5 protein-coding genes are annotated in these 7,897 nt (G+C 67.9%); 4 read left to right on the top strand and 1 reads right to left on the bottom strand.

All coding sequences use genetic code 11. From position 1 onward, the window contains the following. The 3 genes from NON00_RS23390 to NON00_RS23380 form a co-directional block, all read left to right on the top strand. Positions 1–418, top strand: a 418-nt coding sequence (locus NON00_RS23390; protein ID WP_256025200.1) for a DUF2059 domain-containing protein, incomplete at its 5' end; no start/stop codon positions are given. A gap of 61 nt (positions 419–479) precedes the next feature. Then, on the top strand, positions 480–5,018 hold the full coding sequence (gene gltB, locus NON00_RS23385) for a glutamate synthase large subunit (RefSeq protein WP_256025198.1): 4,539 nt from the start codon (positions 480–482) through the stop codon (positions 5,016–5,018). Between the two features lie 248 nt (positions 5,019–5,266). After that, the gene (locus tag NON00_RS23380) at positions 5,267–5,935 is read left to right on the top strand and encodes a glutathione S-transferase family protein (RefSeq protein ID WP_256025197.1); all 669 of its coding nucleotides are present in this window, start codon (positions 5,267–5,269) and stop codon (positions 5,933–5,935) included. Between the two features lie 141 nt (positions 5,936–6,076). Here NON00_RS23380 and NON00_RS23375 read toward each other — a convergent pair whose 3' ends face one another. After that, positions 6,077–6,337 (bottom strand): hypothetical protein, encoded by a 261-nt coding sequence (locus NON00_RS23375; RefSeq protein ID WP_256025196.1) that lies wholly within the window; start codon positions 6,335–6,337, stop codon positions 6,077–6,079. Between the two features lie 176 nt (positions 6,338–6,513). Between NON00_RS23375 and zapE the strand changes: the two genes are divergently transcribed. Continuing rightward, entirely contained in the window at positions 6,514–7,701 is a 1,188-nt protein-coding gene (zapE, locus tag NON00_RS23370; protein ID WP_256025195.1) for a cell division protein ZapE, read from the top strand. The last annotated feature ends 196 nt before the right edge of the window (positions 7,702–7,897 follow it).

The raw sequence follows: 7,897 nt of genomic DNA, 5'->3' as shown, positions 1-7,897 counted from the left end.
CGCCGAGGCCCTGGCCGCCGCGCGTGACTTCGTCGCGGTCAATGGCTCGCTGGAGCAGGCGCGCCTCGCCCTCCAAGCCACGATGCGGCAGATGGCCTATCTGGTCGCCACCCAGAGCGGCCAGAACCCGGCGCGCGTGAGGGAGATTTTCGACAGCGTGCTGGCGCCCGAATTCGAGGCGCGCCTGCCCGAGATGGTCGATATCGCCGCCGCCGCCTGGGCCAGCCATATGAGCGCCGACGAACTGCGCGCGCTGGCCGCCTTCTACCGCTCCCCGCTGGGCGAGCGGCTGAAGCAGGCCACCCCCCAGGTCACCGCCGATAGCATGGCCTTCGGCGCCCGCTGGGGCGAGCAGGTGGGGCGTGAGGCTGTGGCCAAGCATCGCCTAGAGCTGCGCGCCCGCGGCCTGAAGATCTGAACCGAACACCACGCTGTTTCCGGGCTCCCTGGCCCGGCCGCGAGACCAGAGGGATCGCACCATGAGCAACCTGCCCGAGACCGGTGCCGCCTTCGCCGAGAGCTTCCGCCGCAATGCCGAGCTTCTCTCCGGCGTGGCGCATCTCGACGTCACCGAGCATGATGCCTGCGGCGTCGGCCTTGTCGCCGCGCTGGATGGCAAGCCGCGCCGCGATGTGGTGCAGGCCGGCATCGACGCGCTGAAGGCCGTCTGGCACCGCGGTGCCGTCGATGCCGATGGCAAGACCGGCGACGGCGCCGGCATCCATGTCGAGATCCCGCAGGACTTCTTCTCCGAGGTGGTCGAGCGCGGCGGCGACCGGCTGCGCCCGGGCCGCATCGCGGTGGGGCAGGTCTTCCTGCCCAAGACGGATCTCGGCGCGCAGGAGCGCTGCCGCCAGATCGTCGAGACCGAGATCCTCAATGCCGGCTACAACATCTATGGCTGGCGCCAGGTGCCGATCGATGTCTCCTGCATCGGCGAGAAGGCCAATGCGACGCGCCCGGAGATCGAGCAGATCCTGATCTGGGACCCGGAGCAGCGCGACATCGCGACGATGGAGCGCGACCTCTACGTCATCCGCCGCCGCATCGAGAAGCAGGCCATCGCCGCCCAGGTGCCGGAGCTGTATCTGTGCAGCCTCTCCGCCCGCTCGATCATCTACAAGGGCATGTTCCTGGCGGAGAACCTGACGGATTTCTACCCGGACCTGCTCGACGAGCGCTTCGTCAGCCGCTTCGCGATCTATCACCAGCGCTATTCGACCAACACCTTCCCCACCTGGCGGCTGGCCCAGCCCTTCCGCATGCTCGCCCATAACGGCGAGATCAACACCGTCCATGGCAACATCAACTGGATGAAGAGCCATGAGACGCGCCTCGCCCATGAGCTGCTCGACCCGTTCATGGAGGACATCAAGCCGGTCGTGCAGGCGGGCGGCTCCGACACGGCGACGCTCGACAATGTGTTCGAGCTGCTGGTGCGCGGCGGGCGCGACGCGCCGATGGCCAAGGCCATGCTGATCCCCGAGAGCATCGGCAGCAACGCCACCATGCCGGCGGCGCATCGCGACCTCTTCATGTACTGCAACGCGGTGATGGAGCCGTGGGACGGCCCGGCCGCCGTCTGCGCCACCGATGGCCGCTGGGCCATCGCCGGCCTCGACCGCAACGGCCTGCGCCCCATCCGCTACACCATCACCAGCAACAAGCTGCTGATCGTCGGCTCCGAGACCGGCATGGTGAAGGTGGCGGAGAGCGAGATCGTCGCCAAGGGCCGCGTCGGGCCCGGCCAGTGCATCGCCGTCGATCTCGACGCGCCGCGCTTCTATGGCGACACCGAGCTGAAGGACCTGCTGGCCGGCCGCCGCCCCTTCGGCGACTGGGTGAACCGCACCACGCGCATCGACGACATCGTCCGCGCCGATGTGGATGAAAGCCCTGTCCTGACCGGCGATGCGCTGCGCCGCCGCCAGCTCGCCATGGGCTTCACGCTGGAGGAGCTGGAGACCATCCTCCACCCGATGGCGGAGGAGGCGGCGGAGGCCATCGGCTCCATGGGCGACGACACGCCGGTGGCCGTGCTCTCCAACCAGTATCGCGGCCTGCACCATTATTTCCGGCAGAGCTTCGCGCAGGTCACCAATCCGCCGATCGACAGCCTGCGCGAGACGCGGGTGATGACGATCAAGACGCGCCTCGGCAATCTGGGCAACATCCTCGACGAGGACCCGACCCAGTGCGACATGCTGATGCTGGACAGCCCGGTGCTGTCCAACGCCGAATTCGCGGCGATGCGCGGCTATATGGGGGATACCGCCTGCGAGGTGGATTGCACCTTCGCCGTCTCCGAGGGTGAGGCCGGCCTGCGCCGTGCCCTGGAAAGAATCCGGCGCGAGGCGGAGGAGGGCGTGCGCTCCGGCTGCGCCCATGTCATCCTGACCGACGAGGCGCAGGGAGCCGAGCGCGCGGCCATCCCGATGATCCTCGCCGTGGGCGCGGTGCACACGCATCTCGTGCGCCACAGCCTGCGCACCTTCACCAGCGTCAATGTCCGCGCCGGCGAGTGCATGGATGTGCACTACTTCGCCGTGCTGATCGGCGCCGGCGCCACCACGGTGAATGCCTATCTGGCGCAGGAGAGCATCGCCGAGCGGCACCGCCGCGGCCTCTTCGGCAAGAAGTCGCTGAAGGACTGCGTGGCCTCCTACCGCAAGGCGGTGGACAAGGGCCTGCTGAAGATCATGTCGAAGATCGGCATCTCGGTGCTGTCCTCCTACCGCGGCGGCATGAACTTCGAGTCCATCGGCCTCTCCCGCGCGCTGGTGGCGGAGTTCTTCCCCGGCACGCAGTCGCGCATCTCGGGCATCGGCCTCTCCGGCATCGCGCGGCGCGTGCTCGACATGCACCGCAAGGCCTGGCTGGCCGATGCCGCCGTGCTGCCGGTGGGCGGCCTCTACAAGCTGCGCCGCCGGGGCGAGGCGCATGCCTTCGACGGCAACCTGATCCACCTGCTGCAGGGCGCGGTGGAGAGCGACAGCTACCAGATGTTCAAGCGCTACTCGGAGGCCGTGCGCAAGCTGCCGCCCGTGGCGCTGCGCGACCTGCTCGACTTCCGCAGCGAGGCGCGCAAGCCCATCGCCATCGAGGAGGTGGAGAGCATCACCGAGATCCGCAAGCGCCTGATCGCGCCCGGCATCTCCCTCGGCGCCCTCAGCCCCGAGGCGCATGAGACGCTCTCCATCGCCATGAACCGCATCGGCGCCCGCAGCGACAGCGGCGAGGGCGGCGAGGACCCGGCGCGCGCCACGCCGCGCGCCAATGGCGACAACGCCAATTCCGCCATCAAGCAGATCGCCTCCGGCCGCTTCGGCGTCACCGCCGAATACCTGAACAACTGCCGCGAGATCGAGATCAAGGTGGCCCAGGGCGCCAAGCCCGGCGAGGGTGGCCAGCTGCCCGGCTTCAAGGTCAGCGGCATCATCGCCAAGCTGCGCCATGCGACGCCGGGGGTGACGCTGATCTCCCCCCCGCCGCACCACGACATCTATTCGATCGAGGATCTGGCGCAGCTCATCTACGACCTGAAGCAGATCAACCCCGAGGCCTCGGTCTGCGTGAAGCTGGTGTCGCGCTCGGGCATCGGCACCATCGCCGCCGGCGTCGCCAAGGCGAAGGCGGATGCCATCCTGGTCTCCGGCCATTCCGGCGGGACGGGCGCCTCGCCCGTCTCCTCCATCAAGTATGCCGGCCTGCCCTGGGAGATGGGCCTGTCCGAGGCGCACCAGGTGCTGCTGCTGAACCGGCTGCGCCACCGCGTGAAGCTGCGCACCGATGGCGGCCTGAAGACGGGGCGTGACGTGGTGATCGCCGCCATGCTGGGCGCCGAGGAATTCGGCATCGGCACCGCCTCGCTGGTGGCCATGGGCTGCATCATGGTGCGCCAGTGCCATTCCAACACCTGCCCGGTCGGCGTCTGCACCCAGGATGAAGATCTCCGGAAAAAGTTTGAGGGCAGCCCGGAGAAGGTGATCAACCTCTTCTCCTTCATCGCGGAGGAGGTGCGCGAGATCCTCGCCAGCCTCGGCTTCCGCAGGCTGGAGGACGTGATCGGCCGCACCGAGTTCCTGAAGCAGGTCAGCCGCGGCTCGGAGGATCTCGACGACCTCGACCTCAACCCGCTGCTGGTGCAGGCGGATGCCGGCCCCTATGCGCGCTACTGCACGCTGGAAGGCCGCAACGAGGTGCCGGAGACGCTGGATGCCGACATGATCCGCGATGCCGCGGCGCTGTTCGGGCGGGGCGAGAAGATGCAGCTCGCCTACAACATCCGCAACACGCACCGCGCCATCGGCACCAAGATCAGCAGCAAGATCACCCGCAAGTTCGGCATGTCCGGGCTGCAGCCGGGCCACCTGACGGTGCGGCTGCGCGGCTCGGCCGGCCAGTCGCTCGGCGCCTTCGCCGTGCGCGGGCTGAAGCTCGAGGTGCTGGGCGACGCCAATGACTATGTGGGCAAGGGCCTGTCCGGCGGCACCATCGTGGTGCGGCCGGCGCCCTCCTCGCCGCTGGTCTGGAACGAGAACGCCATCGTCGGCAATACCTGCCTCTATGGCGCGACGGCGGGCGAGTTCTTCGCCGCGGGCCAGGCGGGCGAGCGCTTCGCCGTGCGCAACTCCGGCGCCACCGCGGTGGTGGAGGGCGTCGGCGCCAATGGCTGCGAGTATATGACGGGCGGCGTGGTGGTGATCCTCGGCGCGGTGGGCGACAATTTCGGCGCCGGCTTCACCGGTGGCCACGCCTTCATCTACGACCGTGACAACACCTTCGAGCACCGGCTGAACCCGGACACGCTGCTGTGGAAGCGCCTCTCCTCCGCGCATTGGGAGGGCTTCCTCCAGGGGCTGATCGGGCGGCACGCGGCCGAGACCGGCTCCCGCCACGCGGCGCGCCTGCTGAATGACTGGGCCAGCGAGCGCGGCCACTTCTGGCACGTGGTGCCGAAGGAGTTCGCCAGGTACCTGCCGCAGCCGATGGAAGACCTGGCCATCGCCGCCGAATAAGGCCAGGCCAAACCAGGCCAGGCCAGGCGCGAGAGGGGAGGGGCGGGGTCTTCCCGCCCCTTTTCCATGCGCGGCCGCGACTCCGCTTCACGGAGCGGTGATCTGCTTTTTTGTTTCGTCAAGAATATGATGCGCGCAGAGGGATGATTTCCTTGGCCCTTTCGCGCAACTTCCCGTGAGGATTGGCTAGCCCCGCCCGGTTGTGCATGCGATAAGCGGCGCCCCGTTTCCTGCTTCCGGCGCCGCGCATGAGAATCCTCTACCACCAGCCGCTCTGCCCCTATTCGCGCAAGGTTCGCCTCGTCCTCGCCGAGAAGCGGATTCCGTTTGAGCTGCGAATCGAGCGTGTCTGGGAGCGGCGCGAGGAGTTCATGACCATGAACCCCGCCGGCACCGTGCCCGTGCTGGTGGAGGAGAACGGGCTGGTCCTGGCCGACAGCTACGCCATTTGCGAATATCTCGATGAAGCCTATCCGGACCTGCCGCTGCTGGGCCGCACGCTGGGCGAGCGGGCGGAGGTGCGCCGCCTCGTCGCCTGGTTCGACGGCAAGTTCTTCCGCGAGGTGATGGACAACCTGCTGGTCGAGAAGCAGTGGAAGCGCCTGATGGGCCGGGGCAACCCGGATGCGGCGGCGCTGCGCGCGGGCTATGCCAACCTCAAGCCGCATCTGGACTATCTTGGCTGGCTGGCGGAGACGCGGCTGTGGCTCGCCGGCAATTCCCTCTCCCTGGCGGATCTGGCGGCGGCGGCGCATCTCTCGGCGCTGGACTATATCGGGGATATGGACTGGGCGCTGAACGACGCGGCGAAGGACTGGTATGCCAAGGTGAAGTCCCGCCCGGCCTTCCGCCCGCTGCTGGCGGACCGGGTCAGCGGGGTGAACCCGCCGCCGCATTACGCGGATCTGGACTTCTGATCACGGAAATTTGTTCTTTTTGGAAAAAAGAACCAAAAACTTTTTTTCAGTAAGCGTCCCGCCTCGGGCCTGAAGAGGGACGCCAGGCTGAAGAAGTCTTTTTGTTTCTTTTTCTTCAGAAAAAGAAAATCCTAAAATCCCTTAAGAAGACGCCACGGCATTGCTGCCGCTTTCTCCTGGCTCGGGCCGTTCCTGCAGCAGGGAGGTGACGGCATCGAAGGGCAGCAGGGTGGTGAGGTGGGGGCCTTCGCTCTCGGCGAGGGCGCTGAGGGGGAGGTAGGCGGTGGCGCCGTCGGGCTGGCGCAGCGCCAGGAAATCTCCTTCCACGCCCTGCACTTGGCCGATCTCGCGGCCGCCGGGGGCGCGGAGCTGGGCGCCTGTCTGGATGCGGCTTTTGTCCATGGGGCTGGTCTTTCCGGTATGATGTGATGCTTCCTTAACCATCGCCCCGGTAGAAAGATGCGCGGGGCCTTGGTTCGGCGGGGGCTTGGCGGGAAAGCTCTCTGCTTTCCGTGGCTTGTGGCGGGATGTGAAGACGCGGTTGCCGGTTCGGCCGGGGCAGGCTATGCCGCACCGCGATGGAAGGCCCGTTGAAGCCCGGGGCGGGGGCGTCTGCCCCGTCCACCGCCGAAGGTCCGCTCCCCGCCTACCGTGCCAAGGTAGCGGCTGGCGAACTGCGTTCCGATCCTGCCCAGGCCCTGGCCGCGGAAACGCTCCAGGATCTCTGGCGCCGCACGCGCGGCTATGAGCCCCGGCAGGAGCCGCCGACCCCGCAGGGGGGCGGCTTCATGAGCCGCTTCCTGCGCCGCAAGCCGGTCGAGGAAGCCCCGGGCAATGCGCCCCAGGGCCTCTACCTCGTGGGCGAGGTGGGGCGCGGCAAGTCCATGCTGATGGACCTCTTCTTCGCCTGCGCCGATGTGCCGCGGAAGAAGCGCATCCATTTCCACCAGTTCATGCAGCAGTCCCACCAGCGCATCCATGCCTGGAAGAAGCAGCATGGCGACAGCGCGGACCCGATTCCGCCGCTGGCCGACAGTATCCTGGCCGAGGCCTCGCTGCTCTGCTTTGACGAGTTCCAGGTGCATGACATCGCCGATGCGATGATCCTGGGCCGGCTGTTTGAGGCATTGTTCGCGCGCGGCACCGTGATTGTCGCCACCAGCAACACGGCGCCGGATGATCTCTTCAAGGGCCGGCCGGGGCGGGATGCCTTCCTGCCCTTCATCGCCCTGATCAATAAGAATGTGGCGGTGCTGCACCTGCAGTCGCAGCAGGATTACCGCCGCAACCGCATCCAGGGCCTGCCCACCTGGCACAGCCCGGTGGATGGCCGCGCCGAGCGCGCGCTGGATGCCGCCTTCAGGGAACTGACCGGCAAGGCGCATGGCGGGCCGGAGGAGATCGCCGTCCTTGGCCGCAAGGTGCGGGTGCCGCAGGCGGTGGGCGGTGTCGCGCGGGCGGATTTCGAGGCGCTCTGCGGCCTGCCGCTCGGCCCGGCCGATTACCTCGCGATTTCAACGCATTTCCACACGCTGGTGCTGGACGGCATCCCCCGCCTCGGGCCGGACAATTTCGACAAGGCGCGCCGTTTCATCACCCTGGTGGACACGCTCTACGAGCACCGCTGCAAGCTGGTCGCCTCGGCCGCGGCGGAGCCTGACCGTCTTTATGAGCAGGGGGAGAATGCGGCGATGTTCCAGCGCACCGCCTCCCGCCTCATGGAAATGCAAAGCCACGATTACCTGGGCCTGCCGCACCTCACCTGATGAGGGGCTGTGGATCCGGGCCGAAAGGAGCTGCCATGCGACTGATCCCGCTCTGCCTGCTGGGCCTGATGGCCATTGCGACGATTCCCGCCGCCGAGGCCGCGCCCAACCGGCAGGAGGGTCGCGCGGCGGCCTCGGCCAAGCCCGGCCATGGCGCCAAGGCGGTGGCGCCGGCGCGCAGCGCCACCGGCGGCGC

The organism is Roseomonas sp. GC11 (genome assembly GCF_024437745.1).
GTDB lineage: Bacteria > Pseudomonadota > Alphaproteobacteria > Acetobacterales > Acetobacteraceae > Pseudoroseomonas.
The sequence above is the reverse complement of the archived record's forward strand: the minus strand, read 5'-3'. Positions and strand labels throughout refer to the sequence as shown.

What these genes read in the sequence shown, in the direction of transcription:
- NON00_RS23380 (WP_256025197.1), top strand. Translation starts at nt 5,267, where the DNA reads ATGAGAATCCTCTACCACCAGCCGCTCTGCCCCTATTCGCGCAAGGTT.
- gltB (WP_256025198.1), top strand. Translation starts at nt 480, where the DNA reads ATGAGCAACCTGCCCGAGACCGGTGCCGCCTTCGCCGAGAGCTTCCGC.
- zapE (WP_256025195.1), top strand. Translation starts at nt 6,514, where the DNA reads ATGGAAGGCCCGTTGAAGCCCGGGGCGGGGGCGTCTGCCCCGTCCACC.
- NON00_RS23375 (WP_256025196.1), bottom strand. Translation starts at nt 6,337, where the DNA reads ATGGACAAAAGCCGCATCCAGACAGGCGCCCAGCTCCGCGCCCCCGGC.